Annotated in this window: 16 protein-coding genes and 1 pseudogene; 12 read left to right on the top strand and 5 right to left on the bottom strand. The window is 61.3% G+C overall.

What is annotated here, in order from left to right:
* Nucleotides 1–172: 172 nt before the first annotated feature.
* The 4 genes from QRN52_RS00825 (at nucleotide 173) to QRN52_RS00810 (ending at nucleotide 1,465) form a co-directional block, all read left to right on the top strand.
* Nucleotides 173–448: a type II toxin-antitoxin system Phd/YefM family antitoxin gene (locus QRN52_RS00825; protein ID WP_284750914.1), complete on the top strand. Its 276-nt coding sequence runs from the start codon at nucleotides 173–175 to the stop codon at nucleotides 446–448.
* Complete coding sequence (locus QRN52_RS00820) at nucleotides 445–738, top strand: type II toxin-antitoxin system RelE family toxin (RefSeq protein ID WP_284750913.1); 294 nt, start codon at nucleotides 445–447, stop codon at nucleotides 736–738. The genes QRN52_RS00825 and QRN52_RS00820 overlap by 4 nt, the downstream gene beginning before the upstream one ends.
* A gap of 95 nt (nucleotides 739–833) precedes the next feature.
* A complete protein-coding gene (locus tag QRN52_RS00815; protein ID WP_306874138.1) occupies nucleotides 834–1,181 on the top strand; it encodes an RraA family protein in 348 nt (115 codons plus the stop codon).
* Nucleotides 1,178–1,465 (top strand): hypothetical protein, encoded by a 288-nt coding sequence (locus tag QRN52_RS00810; RefSeq protein WP_284750912.1) that lies wholly within the window; start codon nucleotides 1,178–1,180, stop codon nucleotides 1,463–1,465. Before QRN52_RS00815 ends, QRN52_RS00810 begins: the two co-directional genes overlap by 4 nt.
* Before the next feature lie 204 nt (nucleotides 1,466–1,669).
* Here QRN52_RS00810 and QRN52_RS00805 read toward each other — a convergent pair whose 3' ends face one another.
* Entirely contained in the window at nucleotides 1,670–2,956 is a 1,287-nt protein-coding gene (locus QRN52_RS00805) for an MFS transporter (protein ID WP_284750911.1), read from the bottom strand.
* 208 nt (nucleotides 2,957–3,164) lie between these two features.
* On the opposite strand from QRN52_RS00805, the gene QRN52_RS00800 reads away from it, so the two are divergent.
* From QRN52_RS00800 to QRN52_RS00765, 8 genes and pseudogenes are all read left to right on the top strand, one after another.
* Nucleotides 3,165–5,639 carry a glycoside hydrolase family 3 protein gene (locus QRN52_RS00800; RefSeq protein ID WP_284750910.1) on the top strand — a complete coding sequence of 825 codons (2,475 nt, stop codon included), beginning with the start codon at nucleotides 3,165–3,167 and terminating at the stop codon, nucleotides 5,637–5,639.
* A 3-nt stretch (nucleotides 5,640–5,642) separates the two neighbouring features.
* Nucleotides 5,643–6,278: a TetR/AcrR family transcriptional regulator gene (locus QRN52_RS00795; protein WP_284750909.1), complete on the top strand. Its 636-nt coding sequence runs from the start codon at nucleotides 5,643–5,645 to the stop codon at nucleotides 6,276–6,278.
* Nucleotides 6,279–6,388: 110 nt separating this feature from the next.
* Nucleotides 6,389–6,832 (top strand): pyridoxamine 5'-phosphate oxidase family protein, encoded by a 444-nt coding sequence (locus tag QRN52_RS00790; protein WP_284750908.1) that lies wholly within the window; start codon nucleotides 6,389–6,391, stop codon nucleotides 6,830–6,832.
* Complete coding sequence (locus tag QRN52_RS00785; RefSeq protein ID WP_284750907.1) at nucleotides 6,825–7,193, top strand: YidH family protein; 369 nt, start codon at nucleotides 6,825–6,827, stop codon at nucleotides 7,191–7,193. Before QRN52_RS00790 ends, QRN52_RS00785 begins: the two co-directional genes overlap by 8 nt.
* Nucleotides 7,190–7,534, top strand: a complete 345-nt coding sequence (locus QRN52_RS00780; RefSeq protein WP_284750906.1) for a DUF202 domain-containing protein — start codon at nucleotides 7,190–7,192, stop codon at nucleotides 7,532–7,534. Before QRN52_RS00785 ends, QRN52_RS00780 begins: the two co-directional genes overlap by 4 nt.
* 262 nt (nucleotides 7,535–7,796) lie before the next feature.
* A pseudogene (locus QRN52_RS00775) lies at nucleotides 7,797–7,912 on the top strand (recombinase family protein); the annotation flags it as partial.
* A 227-nt stretch (nucleotides 7,913–8,139) separates the two neighbouring features.
* A complete protein-coding gene (locus tag QRN52_RS00770) occupies nucleotides 8,140–8,499 on the top strand; it encodes an MFS transporter (RefSeq protein ID WP_284750905.1) in 360 nt (119 codons plus the stop codon).
* 341 nt (nucleotides 8,500–8,840) lie between these two features.
* Nucleotides 8,841–9,236, top strand: coding sequence for a cupin domain-containing protein (locus QRN52_RS00765; RefSeq protein WP_284750904.1), 396 nt, complete (start codon nucleotides 8,841–8,843; stop codon nucleotides 9,234–9,236).
* A 400-nt stretch (nucleotides 9,237–9,636) separates the two neighbouring features.
* On the opposite strand, the gene QRN52_RS00760 is transcribed toward QRN52_RS00765, so the two are convergent.
* From QRN52_RS00760 to QRN52_RS00745, 4 genes are all read right to left on the bottom strand, one after another.
* Nucleotides 9,637–11,793 (bottom strand): amylo-alpha-1,6-glucosidase, encoded by a 2,157-nt coding sequence (locus tag QRN52_RS00760; RefSeq protein ID WP_284750903.1) that lies wholly within the window; start codon nucleotides 11,791–11,793, stop codon nucleotides 9,637–9,639.
* Between the two features lie 247 nt (nucleotides 11,794–12,040).
* A complete protein-coding gene (locus QRN52_RS00755) occupies nucleotides 12,041–12,763 on the bottom strand; it encodes a winged helix-turn-helix transcriptional regulator (protein WP_284750902.1) in 723 nt (240 codons plus the stop codon).
* Between the two features lie 192 nt (nucleotides 12,764–12,955).
* On the bottom strand, nucleotides 12,956–13,735 hold the full coding sequence (locus QRN52_RS00750) for an MBL fold metallo-hydrolase (RefSeq protein WP_284750901.1): 780 nt from the start codon (nucleotides 13,733–13,735) through the stop codon (nucleotides 12,956–12,958).
* A 44-nt stretch (nucleotides 13,736–13,779) separates the two neighbouring features.
* Nucleotides 13,780–14,202 carry a PAS domain S-box protein gene (locus QRN52_RS00745; RefSeq protein WP_284750900.1) on the bottom strand — a complete coding sequence of 141 codons (423 nt, stop codon included), beginning with the start codon at nucleotides 14,200–14,202 and terminating at the stop codon, nucleotides 13,780–13,782.
* Between the last annotated feature and the right edge of the window lie 199 nt (nucleotides 14,203–14,401).

Below are 14,401 nucleotides of genomic sequence, written 5' to 3'. Positions count from 1 at the left end.
CTTGGCTAATGCTCCAACTAAGTTGAGATTGCGTCACTTTAGGTGAGACAGGACAACAGGACACGGATCACGGAATTTAGTTGAAGTTTCAATCAAATTACTTTACATAAGGCAGGTTATCGGCTAAAAGTCAGGCTAGTTGGTGGCCTGAAATCAGGCTATAATTCCCAGCATGAGAACCGTACCGCTCAGCGAAGCCAAGGACAAGCTGTCCGCCCTCGTGGAGGAAGCCGACACGACGCACGAGATCATCCAGATCACCAGGCACGGGCACCCGTCAGCCGTGCTGATGTCCGCCGACGACCTGGAATCCCTGCAGGAAACCGTCCACTGGCTCTCACAGCCGGGCATCCGCGAAGACCTGGACCAGGCCCGGCGCGACATCGCCGACGGCAACACGACCAGCGGCGCAGACCTCCGCCGTGAATTCGGTCTGCCGCCTCGGTGACCGACGCAGAATCCACCGACCCCGCACCATGGAACGTTGAGGTCACCAGCCCGGCCCTGAAGGGTTTCCGGCGACTGCCGGAGAAAGCAGCAACCGCGATCGTCGAATTCGTCACCGGCGCACTGGCTGAGAACCCCCACCGACTGAGCAAACCCCTCACGAACGAACTCCTCGGACTCCGCACCGCACGGCGCGGCGACTATAGGGTGCTGTTCACCCTGGACATCGAAGAGCACATTCTGTACGTCCACCGCATCGAGCACCGCTCCGACGTCTACAAGCCGCGTTAGCCGAACACCTCGAGGAAAGACGCGCCATTGGGCGGCCCCTCCCCCGGCTCAGGCCGACGAAACGTCCATCTTCGGCGCAGCGCGACATCGAAGAGATGAACGCGATGGGCCTTGCCGTCTTCGCCCGCGCCGTAGTTCCCGCAGGGCCTTCGAAAAACGGACCCGGGTACGTCGGCAAACCGGTCGCCTGCGGCAACGTCGTCTGCAACCCACGTGATGTCGTCATCGGCGATGCAGACGGATCGTCGTCATTCCTCAGTCCGAGCTCCCCGAAACCCTCCAGGCACTCCCGGCCCAGGAAAACCTCCAACGCCAGATCCGCGACCGGATCAAAGAAGCCGTCGCCTCCTAGAAGCCACCAAAGCCCGACAACGTTGACAAGAGCGACAGCGGCCCCATCGGGCCGCTGTCGCTCTTGTAGACCCGTAACGGAAAGCACATGACCTTGAACCGAGCAACGCCGCGTAAACACGGTGACTGGAGCCTGTTGATCAACGCTCGGGTGGAAATCCGGCAAACGGCCGGTGATCGGAACCGGGTCGTCGAAGACGTCATGCCCGACTCCTCCATACTCTGGCTCGCGGCCGACCGAGACAACCCGCGCCAAATATTTGAAGCGTGCCACGGCCACCGGGTCTGGGTCACGCCACAAGCACTCTCCGGCGAACTCAACTACCGGATGACAACCAGACAGATCTTCGGCAAGAACCCCACGAGCTGCATATAAGCCCCGGCCGGCAGGACCGGGGGTGGTTCCGAAAGCCCTCCTTGCCCGTGGCGTTGACTTCTTGAACACCAGGGGCAAGGTGGCATCCTGCATTCATAGGGCCCGGGGACGGGTGATCCACAGCTAAAAGCTGCGTCCACCGTCCCCATACTGAGAACGGTGGACGGGCTGGGGCAGCGGTACTTTTTTGCGGGGAGAAGCGGGTCAGCGGACCTTTTTTACGGGAAGGATCGTCAATGCCCCAAGCAGTGCAACGCCCGCCGCCACGGCCAGGAGGAGGTCGTAACTGCCTCCGGCCATTGTCACGAGTGCAGCTGATACAGCTGGTGCGAGGGTTTGGGGACCTGTCATGGCGATGTTGAAGACGCCGAGGTCCTTTGCTGTGTCTTCGGGGTTGGGGAGGACATCGATGACGAGGGCGAGGTCAACAGCGATGTAGATGCCGAAGCCGATGCCGATGACGAGTTCAGCCCAGTAGAACCCCGTGGTTGAGTTTGCCAGGGTGAGCATCCATGTGCCGATGCCGAAAATGACAGCTGAGATCCAGATAAAGACTTTTCGACGCCCGAGCTTGTCGGAGATCCATCCGGCGATTTGGCCTGCTGTTACGAGAGCCAGGGTGTAGATAAGGACACCGGTTGCCAGGGCGCCCGCCGCGTCTTGTTTGGAAAGGCCCAGGTCCTGCTGCAAGTACAGAAGCCGGAACGTGACGAACATGAACATTGCCAGGACGACGAGAAAGCGCGAGATCCAGGCAAACGCGAAGTCCGGGTTTTGGCGGGGGTTCACCCAAAATGTCTTCAATGCGGTACGCAAGCCGCCTTCAGATGCAGGGCGGCGCTCGATCGGCCGGTCCGGTAGCACGAATGCAAAGACGAGAACCAGGACCAGAGCGAGGGCCCCCGGAACCAGGAACAGCAGCAGCATGTTCTGCCCGAAAAGACTTGCTGAGTAGGCTGCCCCCAAGGAGGCGGCTTGCGAGGCGATGCCGATCATGCCGCTGACTTTGCCGCGCTGCCATTGAGGTACCTGGTCCGCCAGGGTGGCTGTATGTGCTGCGACCGCAGCATTGCCAAGGGCCTGTGCGAGGAACCAACCGATGCCCAGAACGACGACATTCGGGGCCAGCGCAATGACGGTCAGGCAGACCAGGAGCCCCACTGCCCCGGCGACCAGCCAGGGGCGGCGACGGCCGAAGCGACCTATAGTGCGGTCGCTGAGACGGCCGAAAATTGGGTCGAAGAGGAGTGCGGCGAAGGCGCCCATTGAGATAACGACGCCTAGCGTGGAAGCAACTTCAGGCGCGGCGACCAAGGTCTGCACCTTAAGCGTCATGCCGGCCACGATTGGCATAAAAAGGGCGATCATCAGTCCCAGCCGGGCTAGCACCATCGTCGCGATGACGGTTGCTTTTGCCTTTTCAACGGGAACCGGGGCAGCGGACAAAGCCTTGGAAGCTTCAGGTCCTGCAGCAGAATCAGACACAACCATGGGTCTCATTGCTTTCTATTGGAGGCGGTCCAGACCAAGAACAGGTCCGGGGGTGTGATAAAAACCACAATACATCAAAAACAGACCGAGTACACGGTCTGTTGGAAACGGACCGTGTACTCGGTCGGTCAATGCTATAGTTGTTGTGATTCACCACACAAGACGTGGGCCACTTGCCCCCGCAGTTCGATGACGAAGGAGTCTTCCGATGGGCGTCAATACGACCGACCCCTATGACGTCGCGCTACCCACTCCTCTGCCTCCCGCCGCGGAAGAGGCTGCAGAGTATGCGCTGCGTTCCTTGAGCCTGCCCGCCAAGATCCGGCTGCTCTCCGGAGCTAAGATGTTCAGCCTCTGGGCCGATGCGTCGGTCGGACTCGAGGAGATCGTCATGTCGGACGGCCCAACCGGTGTCCGCGGCGAAGAAGTTGTGGGGGGCCGTGAAAGTTGCCTTCTGCCCAACGCCACACTGATTGCCCAGACATGGAGTACCCAGGTGCTTGAAGAGGTGGGTGCCCTCCTCGCCGAGGAGGCAATGGACCAGGAAACCCATATCGTTCTGGGCCCCACCATTAATCTGCACCGCAGTCCGCTGGGCGGACGCCTTTTCGAGTGTTTCAGTGAAGATCCCTACATCACCGGCGTCCTCGCCGCCGCCTACGTCCGCTCACTTCAGGCCCGAGGGATAGCAGCCTCACCCAAGCACTTCCTCGCCAACGAGTCCGAGACGCAGCGCACAACTGTCGACTGCGTGGTCGATGAGCGGGCGCTTCGCGAGCTGTACCTGCTGCCCTTTGAAATCGTGGACCAAGACGCACACCCGTGGACCGTCATGGCCTCCTACAACAGCATCAACGGCGTCACGGCAACAGAGCACGACGAACTCATCAACCAGATCCTCAAGCGGGAGTGGGACTTTGACGGACTCGTCATGTCGGACTGGTTTGCCACAAAGAGCGCCGCCGAAAGTGCTAACGCCGGGCTCGACCTTGTCATGCCCGGACCAGACACCGTATGGAGCACTTCACTGGAGAAGGCCGTACGCTCCGGTGCTGTTTCCGAGGAGACCATCGATGATCATGCACGGCGCCTCCTCAGGCTGGCTGCCCGCGTCGGCGCCCTCGGTGGTCGCAAGTGGCAGACCAGCATTGCCCGTCCCGACAGTGATGCGCGCCGGGAACAGTTGAGGCGCATCGCAGCACAGGGCATGGCCGTACTCAAAAACGTAAATGCCACGCTTCCGCTGTCCAAAGGCGTTGGGTCCGTGGCCTTGATCGGTCGCCATGCCACCGATACCGTGGCACAAGGTGGCGGTTCTGCCCGTGTGCGCCCGCCGCATGTCGTCAGCATCGCCGATGGCATCAGCTCCGCACTTTGGCCTGACGGTGTCAGGCTTGTGGACGGCGTTGAAACCAGGACGCGGATGCTTGCCGCTTCGCCCGCTTACGTCCGGGACCCCGAGACCGGCACGCCCGGCATGCGGGTGCGTGCCCTGGATGAGCACGGGGAAGTCATCGAGTCGCGGCACCTTGACGTAGCCGAGCTCGAAGTCGCTGAGGACGGTTGGCTCGCTGGCGCGGCCCGTATCGAACTGTCCGCAGATTTAGCGCTGAACGAACCGGCCAGGATGCGGCTGGGAGTCATCGGGCCCGGGGAATGGACCGTGACCGCGCCCGGCCATCGGGAGAACTTCACGATTACACCGCATGATGGTCCCGGCGGCGGCCTCCACAGGCCCAAGAGCCACTCGTCCGTGGTCACCGTCGAAAACCGGGCGCGCCTTACTGCTACCACGGCGCCCCACTTCGAAATGCGCATCATCGGCCTCGTGGTGACTGCCGCGCCCCGTCCACCGGCAGCCGCGATACGGGACGCCGTGGAGGCCGCGGCCTGCGCTGACACGGCAATAGTCGTGGTCGGCAACACCCAGGAGCAGGAAACCGAGGGACAGGATAAGAAGACCCTCGCATTGCCTGGGGAACAGGACGCCCTCGTCGCTGCAGTTGCCGCCGTCGCCCGCCGTACAGTCGTCGTCATTAATGCGGCGACCCCCATCCTGATGCCCTGGATCGATGACGTAGAAGCCGTCCTCTTCGCCGGGCTCCCGGGACAGGAGGCCGGCGACGCCGTCGCCGCGGCCCTCATCGGTGAAATCGAACCATCCGGGCGCCTGGTCACCACGTTCCCCGCACACGACGGCGAAGGGCCGGCCTGGGACATCATCCCAACCGACGGGCGCCTCGTCTACACCGAAGGAACGAAGGTTGGCTATCGGGGCTGGTACAACTCCGGCAGAGAGCCCCTGTTCTGGTTTGGGCATGGCCTGGGCTACACCACGTGGGAATACGCTTCAGCGGAGGTTACAGAACAGGAGGGGCCGGCAGTTACAGAAGTGGCCGTGAAACTGTCGAACACGGGATCGCGCGCTGGCAGGGAAACCGTCCAGATTTACCGTATTCCCGCCGAAGGCGAGGAACCGGTGCGCCTTATCGGCTGGGCGCAAGTTTCCCTGGATCCCGGGACGGACGGTACTGTTCGAGTCAAGTGCGATGCCAGAACCCAACGGAGCTGGGACGTCGCAGACCAACGATGGCGTCCGCTAACCGGTGGTTCCATTGCGGTTGCTCGTGGCCTTGGTGACCTCCGAATCACGCTTCCGCTCGAAAACGGACAGGAGTCCTAACGCGTGTCTTACCCTCCCGGCTTCCGTATCGAACGCGAGCGGACCCGTCCCGAAAAGGCGGGCGACGTCGCCCGGTCCAAAGCCATTCAGGCCGCGATCGAACTCTTCTCCACCAGCGGCTACAACAAAACGTCCATAGCCGAAGTCGCGCTCCGGACAGGGCTGTCCCAATCCGGGCTCCTTCACCACTTCCCGAACAAGACTGCCCTCCTTACCGCGGTCCTGGAACAACGGGAGAAGGAAGACAGCGAGTTCCTCTTCGGCGAAGGCGAACCGCCGCTGGGCTGGGCTGCTTTCGACTCCCTCGTGGCACTCGTAGCCCGTAACTCCACCCGCCCTGAGTGGATCGGTCTTTTCGTCCGCATCTCCGCTGAGGCCACCGAAGCCAGCCATCCCGCCAACAGATGGATGCTGGACCACTACAGCAGTGTCCGGGCATGGCTCACCCGCGCCCTGGAACACGGGAAGGAAAACGGGGAGGTCCTTCCCGACGCCCCCGTGGACGCCATCGTGCGCAACACCATCGCCGTCCTCGACGGCCTGCAACAGCAATGGGTAGCCGAACCACACAGTATGTCAATGGTGGCGGAACTGCGCGTCTACCTGCATCAGCTCCACACCGTATGGGGTACCGCCTAAGGGCACGCTTCAAAGCCACTGAGTCTTCCGGCGGATCCCGTTTGCCCCCACTCTCGCGCTGCCCCGCGCTGTGCTTTCGCGCCCTCCATCCCCGCCTGAAAGGCCCTAGCATGCCAGCCCTTCCCCCACACCTTTTCGACATCGTTTCGCAGCCAAACCCCGCTGTGATGGCCACCGTCAATTCAGACGGCCATCCTGTGAGCGTACAGATCGTGTACCTGGCCGAAGATCCGGAACACATCCTGCTTAGCATCGCGTCAGAAAATTCCCGGGGCGGCCGTCTTCAACACCTCCGCCACGACCCGAGGATGTCCCTAACAGTCCTTCAACGGAACGACTGGACCGAGGCTGTCACCATCCAAGGAACTGCCGTCGAGTTCTTTGGCGACGAGAACCTTGCAATCATCGACGCCATGACAATGCACTACTTCGGCGGCCCCTACGCGGTCCGGGCCCCCCGGACCGCCGTCAGGGTACGAATCGACGATTGGACCCACCACTCGAACAGTGCTTTCCGCGTGAATGACCCCCATCAGGGGGACACCGATGGCTGAAACGCGGCGGAGATTTCCGCAATCGGTTTTCACCCACGGCCAGGAACCGGACGCCCGCTTCAGCCTCGCAAACGAGCGAACGTTCCTGGCCTGGATCCGCACCGTACTGGCACTGCTCGCCGCCGGGGTGGCCCTTGAAGCACTCGGACTCGGCCTTCACCCCGCCTACAAGCTCACAGCCTCGGTACTGCTTATACTCGCAGGCATCCTCGCCGCCCTCCAGGCCTGGGACGGATGGAAAAGAACCGAACGCGCCCTCCGCGTCAACACGCCGCTGCCCTCAGCGCCCCTCGCCCTCCCGCTGGTTGTGTTGTTGGCGGTCATCGCGGTGTTGATCCTGCTCGGGATCCTGCTGAGATGAGCGGCCTGTTCGACCCCGGCCTGCAGCCGGAGCGGACCGGACTGGCCTGGCAGCGGACGTGCCTCTCCCTCCTTGCAGGGTCTCTCGCAGCGATCAAGGTCCTGCCCCCGGCACTTGGCCCGTGGTCCATGCTCCTTGGCCTGGCCGGGGTAATCGAAGCTCTGACACTTCTGGCGCTCGTACGGTGCCGGTACCTCCGGCACAATCGACTCCTCACCAGCACAGACGTGCTGCCGGGACAGGTCGCCAGCGGCCGGCTGATCATGACCCTCAGCGTCACAACCCTGATCGCGGGATGCGTCTCGCTGGCAGCTGTCTTGAACATGGCGCAGCCATGGTAGACACTACGTACGCCACGCCATCCCGCATTCGCGCAAGCCAGGCAGTTCCCTTTCTGACCACCTCAGCCCAGCAGAGCCGCGCTTAAGTCAAGCCGCTCAGGAAGGCCGAAGAGGCTCGACGCTACGCCGTAACCCATCAACAACCCCATGAACAGTCATGACCGCAGAAAGAGGCACCAAGCTGGCGCATCCCACTCCCGCAACCCAGCAAGGTGACGTCGCTCCGCCCGGGACCCACACAGCCGTGGGCACCTTATTTCATGTCAGGGAACGCCAGAAGGAAGGCATCGCCCTGGCCAGCGCGGCGTCTACAAAGGGCGGAAAAAGACCCTCACACCGAAACGGGCGGCCGAGCTGGTCCAGCGGGCCGGCAGCGGTGCTGACATGGGGTCCCGCGTACTTCGAGACAGTCCTGCACTTCTCGAGCCAACAGGCTGGCGCCCTCATCGCGCTGCCGTGCGCGTGGGGGACTATCGCAATGGTCGGCCTGAGCGCCCTCGCCCGGCGGCTGCACCTGCGCGGCATCCCCACCCGCCGTTCGAGGGCCTGGGTGCTCGGAGGAGCAGCCCTTACTGTCCGGCGGCTCGCTTCTGGCCGCTGTCATAGTGTCCTCACCCATCGCGTCCATGGCGCTCATGGTCGTCGGCTTCGGTACCGCCCCGGGTCTGTTCGCCCTCACGATGCACATCGTGGCTGAGCTGACCACGACTGCCCGACGCGGCGCCAACCTGTCGTTTGCGAACGCGATGGTGACGAGGGGAGGCATCTTCGCCCCGGCCGTGTCCGGCTTTATCATCCAGAACGCCGCAACAAGGGTGGAGGGCTATTCAGCGGCCTTTGCGCTAGCCGGCGGGCTCACGCTCGTCTTCGGGATCCTGTGCTTGGTCTTGGTCAACCAGCAGCGCGACCGCCGCCGTCTCGGCCTAAAGGACGAGACGGTCGAGGACCTCCTCGTCCGCGTCTGAGAGGCTCGAGAATTCTATGTGGGGTATTGGCGTCAACTGCAGCGGACGATCTGAGGTTCCAAGGTGCGCAGAGCCACCTGCCCGGCCCCCGAGGTCGCCTTCCGACCGCTCTCGGCGCCTCGACCATGGTTGCAGGGATTATATCGCTCGCTTTGGCCCTAATTATTCGGACTTGAGGACGTCGTCGGATATCCCGCTCTAAAAGGAAAAGTGCGCGGACCAGTGTGCTCAGTATGGGGGGCGGTACAGCTTTCGTACTTGTCCTGCCCACCGAGCGGACGCTGAATTGAAGCAAGGCGTCACCGCCGACGCCTTACACGACAAGGAGTAGAGGAAGAACTATGGCTGCAAACCTCGCGCGCATGCAGAAGGCCAATTTTGTCGACGACGACAAGTACGAACTCATTACTATCGGTCGGATCACGAAGAGGATGGTGACTCTTGACGGGGCCAGCGCCCTTCTCGTCCGTTTTCCGGTGGGGGCATCAGTGACGGAGGACGCGGTCAAGACCGGGGTTCTCGACACGGATATGTGTCCGATGCCGCACGTAGCCTACATACTGGAAGGCAGTTTAGGGGTGCGCCAGCGTACCGGATCCGAGGAGGAATTCTCTGCCGGAGACCTTATGATGCTGCCCCCGGATCATGAAGCATGGACGGTCGGGGACGAGGACTGCGTCTTTATCGAATTCATGCGCGGGACCAGTGACGTCTACGACTATTGGCCCGAGCACTGAGACGGGCCACCAGGCATGATGTGATCTCCTGGCACGGTGAGCGCAGGAGATAACGCTCATCATCGGCACGCCTCCCGTTAGGCAAGTCGCAGCGCCTAACGGGAGGCGTGTTAGGCGGCAGACACCGAACTGCATCCGTCTGGGGCCGAACCCCTTCCTCGTGAGTCGGCCGGAAAAGCATCATCTAAGTGCCTATGGTTTCGTTCCTAAGCCAAGGAAGATCCACGGCCCGTCTGCCGCTCCATCCATGGCATGCTCCGGAAGGACTGTGGCAGCCGAATCCGCGAACCCGCGGGCGTTGTGAAGCCTCAGCCGGCACCCGCTGGCGGCCCGGGAAGCCACCCGCATCCTATAGGCAGCACAGCTATGACGTCGTGGGTGTTGACGGCAGCCAAGCTGCCTACTCCCGTCGCCGGCGGTCTGCTTGTTCTATCAGTTCCGTAATCCATGGCCGATGTCCGCGTCGGAATTCCATCCATTCGGGCAGGCCCTGAATAGATGCGCCAGACTTGTCGATGTCGATCGTGATCCGGGCGCCGCCAACAGGTGCGTTGGTGATGTGCAGATCGCCGTAGGCTTCGGGGATCACAGGATCCATCCAGAGTCCCCGCCGGGAGACATGAACGTCGTACCGCATCAGGTTTGTCAGCAGGAGGATCGGGGCCGTTGCTGCCCAAGCCTGGGGCGAACATGCCGTTGGATAAGGTACGGGTTCGGCGAACTGATCACGGCTGAAGCCACAGAAGAGCTCGGGCAAGCGCCCGCCCGTGAATTCGGCGGCTTCCAATATCGCGGTGGTAACGCGCTGTGCTTCCGCCACGAAGCCATATCGCAACAGACCGGCAGCGATGATTGCATTGTCGTGGGGCCATACCGAACCGTTGTGATAGCTGGCCGGGTTGTATGCACCCATGTTGCTGGCCAAGGTCCTTACACCCCAGCCGCTGAACATCTCCGGAGACATAAGCCGCTCGGCAACCTGGGGAGCCTTGTCGTCGTCAACGAGGCCGTAGACCAGACAGTGGCCCATGTTGGAAGCACACGCGTCCACCTGGCGTTTCCTGCCGTCGAGGGCGATTGCATAGTAGCCCCGATCCGGCATCCAGAACTGCTCGTTGAATCTCCGCTTCAGCTCCGCCGCCCGATCGGCGAGTTCATCTCCCCGCGCGGTGTCCCCCGCGTCGTATGCCATCCAGGCGCGGGCTGTGTACGCCGCATAGACATACGCCTGAACCTCGCAGAGCGCGATTGGGGGCTCAGCAAGCGTTCCATCGGCAAAATTGATTCCGTCCCAGGAGTCCTTCCACCCCTGGTTTATCAGGCCTTGGTCGTTGAGACGTTCATACTCCACGAAACCGTCGCCATCCTTGTCCCCGTAATGACTTATCCATTCCAGGGCGCGGTCCGCGTGTGGCAGCAAATTAGCGATGATATCTGCCCCGAATCCCCACCGGCTGACGGCTCCAAGCACATCCACAAACAGCGGCGTCGCGTCGACGCTTCCGTAGTAGGCCGATTTGCCTCCAAGGGCCAAACCGGCATTGACGCTAAGCCTTACTTCATGCAGGATCTTGCCGGGCTCCTCCTCCGTCAGCGGGTCCACCACGCTTCCTTGCCGATCCGCCAGCGTCTGCAGCGTCCCCAGGGCCAGTGAGGGATCCACCGGCAGCGCCATTTCCGATGCCCACAAGGAATCCCGGCCAAAGAGCGTCATGAACCATGGGGCGCCAGCAGCCACCACAACACGTTCGGGATGATTCGGGTCCTCGATCCTGAGGGCACCCAAGTCATCGTAGCTCCGCCGTAAAGTCCGCTCGATGGATCGATTACCCATGCGGACGACTGGAATCCTGGCAACCCAGTCCTTACGGCGCCGGTCACTAGGGGACACCTCCTCCCCGTTAGGGTGGACAAGTGCGGCGCTCCGGCTGGAGCCTTCGACCTCAGCCGTGGCACTGATAACCGTGCTCCAGTGACCGTGCGGCGGGACAGATACCAGATAGGTGACCGCGTCCGGCTTCACCTCTGCTCCTGGCGCCTGAATGATCACCCGCTTTCGCATGCCTCGCCAGACACCGGCAATGGTTAGCTGGTCCCGGTCGACGTAGCGGGTTGTGTCCCATGTGCGCTGGATACGGGCTTCCTTCACTTCGAAAAGGTCCGCGAAATCCGCTTCAACCTCGAGGGAAATCGCGCATTCTACGGGCTTTGTCGAGTAATTGCGAACGGTAAGTTGCTCTTGGATACCGGACCCGACTTCCCGCAGCCGCTCTACGATCAGCGGGCTGTCAGCATACCCGTCAGAGCGGGGAACACGACCTGCAAACAGGGCCCGGAACGGCTCACGTGTCTCGGCAGCCAAGGACTCAAGCGGGTGACTGTTGACTGTCAGGTTCCAGCGGGACAGGAAGCGGGTGTCCTGGACGAACAAGCCATGCGGGTGCTCGGGATGGATGTCCCCATTGGGCAAGGAAATGCAGAACGACGTTTCCTCTACCAGGGTAATGGTCCCTGCGCCCACTGGGCCGGCAGCCGTGTCAGCATTCCATCCAGCCATACTGGTTCCTCCAAGAAAGCAGCACCGGCACAAACGCGGTCTGCTGGACATTCCTGGGCGACGGCGCCTGTGTTTAATTGACCCTACTCTCCCCTTGCTAAGGGATGCAGTCCTTGTTTGGTGTCCCTCAGTTGCATCAGGAAAAGAGGGGAACCTGTGCAGCGGAAATAACGGCGAAGAAAGCAGGGAAAAGGCGCGGGCCGGCAGTCCGCAGAGGCATCTGGATTGTTCAGTGGGGCATGGAGCACTAGGAAGCTGCTCGAGGAGCGAACCAACCGGAGAAGGCAGCAGCCCACTCCTCTGGGCCAACAAATCCGATGGAGCCCAGCTTCCTTGCATCCTCACAGCGGCGAAGACCCCACCAGAGATCGTAGAGGACCCGGGGTGCGACATGGATCTGAAGATCAGGGATACGTTCTGACCGTCCGATACTCGAGGTTGTCTTGTTGTTTTCTCTGCAGATCAAACCTTGAAAGGGTGCTCCCCTGACGTTGTCGAACTCGAACGCGAGGACAATCGACTTCCGAGGCAGGGAATCTGTCACGAGGCTGCGGCCCATGTGTTCGAGAAGGTTGCCAAGCCCTGCCCGCAGGTCATTCTCAAAGGGCGCTTGCCATTGACTTGCCCAGAGACCGAGCGACTCCAAGGTTTGCCGCAGCCCGTAGCCGCTGGGCGTCAGTCTATAGCGGCGTGAGCCGCGGGGGCCGGCTTCATCGTTGCGAATGACAAGCTCCAGCTGGACCAGCCGCTTCAGCCGCTGGGATAGCAGCGTTCTTGAGATGTCAGGCAGCGCGCGGGACATATCATTGAACCCCATTTCACCGCCGAGCAGTTCACGTACGATCAATAGGGACCAGCGGTCGCCCACCAGCCGCAGCCCTTGCGATATGGACCAATAGTCGGCACTCATGCGCCCTGTTGCGTTTGCCAGCTCGTCGTGTTCTCGGGTGAAGTGCTCTGCAATGGTCATCGTCCCTGAGCTCCAAGCGATTTGTGAGTTGTGCTGCCGCCATTCTTCCCGACTCGATGGGCGGTTGTATGTGCGCCGCGCACATACGTTGATCCCGCGTTGTCCGTGGCCGGCCTTCACTGGGTCTGCCTTTAAACGCAGAATCGAAGGTTGACAGCAAACCGTCCAACCTTCGATTCTGCGGTCCGATTGCTAGAGTCGGATGTCGGCAGACTCTCCCGGCTTTAAGGCGATGATGAGGTCGCTCAGCCCAGCGTCCGCAAAAAGCTTGCTGATCTGGTCCGCATTTTGGCTGAAATGTTCCCACGAGTCCTCGTGCACTGGAACGACCTTCTTGACTCCCATGATCTTGGCCGCTTCCAGTGCTCGATCATTGCTGAGGGTGATGTACGCCCCATCCGCGATCACATCGAATTTGGCGCCACCGACGAAGAGTACAGCGATATCAATAGCTGGAAAACGATCGGCGATTTCACGCACGATATCGAGCTCGGAGTTGTCGCCGCTGATATATATCGTGGGCATGCCCTCTGCTTCGAGGACGAAGCCAATAACAGGACCGAGCGCGTCCCACACGCCCTCCGGGCCATGATGCGCTGGCACTGCCGTGATCTTCATCCACCTTCCATCGGGAAGCGCAACGGTATGAACGTCGTAGTCGCTGATCCCTCGGACGTTGGGGCCGAAGCTCTCCGCAGCCTCCTTCGTGGTGAGGGCAAGCGGCATCATCGTCAGAAAACCCCGGCCGGCCACGTCCAAATTGTCGATGTGCTCGTGGGATGCGAGAGCAAGGTCAACTTGACCAAGCTCCTCGGGGGTGGCGCTCGGGCCGAGCTTCTTGGTAACAGGCCCGGCGATTGGGTGATGGTAAACCTGGGGAGAATCGAAGGTGGGGTCAGTGATCATCCGGTAGCCGGCGATCTCAAGGAGCAGGGTGGGTCCTCCAATGAGGGTCACTTTTACGTCGTCCATGATTTGGGTCCTTATCGGGTCGGTGACGGCTGATTCCGGGAGGTTCAGCTTTTGCTTATCATTTGAGCCGTAATGTCTTCCGCCCCGTGCAGGACGTAGACGAGCTTGCCCTCACCGTCGAAAGCCGGAGCGTTCAGGGGCTGGAACCACCGGGGCTCGAAAATCCCGTCTGCGTTCTCGATGTCATAGCGAACAGGCGGAAGAATGTCGATTTTTCCGGTCTCGACAACACGCTCGATGGAGCTGCGCAGAATCTCTGTTCCCTTGGCATCAGGGTTGTCCGGGTTGTCCGGAAAGGCGTCAAGGATGTCCATGCCGATGATTCCCTCACGGCTCTTTCCCGTAGATGCAAGGAACGAGTCAGTGGCAGCGACAATCTTTCTGTCGGGGGTGACGATGATGTATTGGTTCGGCAGGCTTTCGAAGATTTTCTGAAAGTCGGGGTTACGTGCATCTGAGGATGACACTTTCGGTTTCCTTTCCCTGGTGAGCGCCACTTTCGCGTCTCGTAATTCCATTGGAGCAGTTGGCGGCGTCCCTCACTAGTGCAGGACATGGACCGGAACTGCTCAGTGCTCATCCTGTTTCGCTGACTCACGTCTGCCGCAGATGTCTTGAGCACGAAACCCAGCGATAACGGCCACGTTGATCGGGAGGAGCGAAGAG

Origin of the sequence: Arthrobacter sp. efr-133-R2A-120, from assembly GCF_030209835.1 — a bacterium.
In the GTDB taxonomy this organism is placed as follows: domain Bacteria; phylum Actinomycetota; class Actinomycetes; order Actinomycetales; family Micrococcaceae; genus Arthrobacter.
This window is presented reverse-complemented; position numbering and strand designations above follow the sequence as displayed.